Source organism: Cupriavidus sp. 10L43_2, from assembly GCF_056395265.1.
Map to the genome: position 1 here is coordinate 1 of NZ_JBFTJE010000051.1, position 1,007 is coordinate 1,007.

The 1,007-nt window shown below is 50.2% G+C and carries 2 protein-coding genes and 1 riboswitch; both genes read right to left on the reverse strand.

Going from position 1 to position 1,007, the window contains the following annotated elements; translation table 11 throughout:
- The coding region (locus tag AC1DEL_RS27555) for an NAD(P)-dependent oxidoreductase (protein WP_477159248.1) at positions 1-268 on the reverse strand (268 nt) is incomplete at its 3' end.
- A complete protein-coding gene (purE, locus tag AC1DEL_RS27560; RefSeq protein WP_003155768.1) occupies positions 261-749 on the reverse strand; it encodes a 5-(carboxyamino)imidazole ribonucleotide mutase in 489 nt (162 codons plus the stop codon). The genes AC1DEL_RS27555 and purE, both read right to left, overlap by 8 nt.
- Positions 750-881: 132 nt before the next feature.
- Positions 882-983, reverse strand: a riboswitch (purine riboswitch).
- Between the last annotated feature and the right edge of the window lie 24 nt (positions 984-1,007).

Here is a 1,007-nt window from a genome sequence, read left to right on the forward strand (position 1 = left end):
GCCAATTGAGCGCCTCGTAATCGATATTTTCAAATTCGTACGTAATGATGTCGCTGACTCCGGCCAATTTTTGAATCGCTTCACGGTCATTATACTGGGCGGTAATCTCAATATCGGCGATCTGTCCGCATGGCGAGTCTTTAACGGGATCGACGACTGCGACTTTATAGCCCATCTGTTTTGCGGCGACAGCCATCATTTTTCCGAGCTGTCCGCCTCCGATAATGCCGATGACGGCGCCGGGAAAAATCGTTTTTTTATCAGACAAGCTGATCACTGCTTTCCAGCACCGTTTGTTTTGTCGCATTTCTTCTCGCCTCTAGTTTATCCGCAATATCACCGTCAAATGCCGACAAAATTTGCGCGGCTAACAGACCCGCGTTCACCGCGCCCGCTTTCCCGATCGCCGTCGTCGCGACCGGCACGCCGCCGGGCATCTGTACGATAGACAGAAGAGAATCAAGCCCGTTAAGCGATTTCGTCTGAACCGGTACGCCGATCACCGGCAGCGTCGTTTTGGCCGCCGTCATTCCCGGCAGATGCGCCGCTCCCCCGGCTCCGGCAATAATGACTTTTAAGCCTCTGTCTCTTGCGCTTTCTGCATATTCAAACATCAAATCAGGCGTCCGATGCGCGGATACCACCTGTTTTTCATAAGGAATGTGAAGTTCGTCAAGTATGTCGCATGCATGTTTCATTGTCTCCCAATCGGAGGTGCTTCCCATGATGATTCCTGCTAGCGGCTGCATTCTGTTCCCACCTTCTCATGCTTTGTTTTTCAGAAAAAAAAGCCCGGCTTATATTGCAACTATGAGGAAGCAATACAAACCGGGCATGGCGCGCGTATCGTCAGTCGTTCGCTTCTGCGATATCCATGTCAGCTGTTTATCACTTTCCTGCATAGTCCGGCCGTTTACGGCAGCCGGGTAGAAACTTATGGGCCATATTCCCAAGATTATATGAGGTCGTGTTTTGATTTCATGTTTATCTTAACAACGGACTTGGAT

What these genes read in the sequence shown, in the direction of transcription:
- purE (WP_003155768.1), bottom strand. Translation starts at nt 749, where the DNA reads ATGCAGCCGCTAGCAGGAATCATCATGGGAAGCACCTCCGATTGGGAG.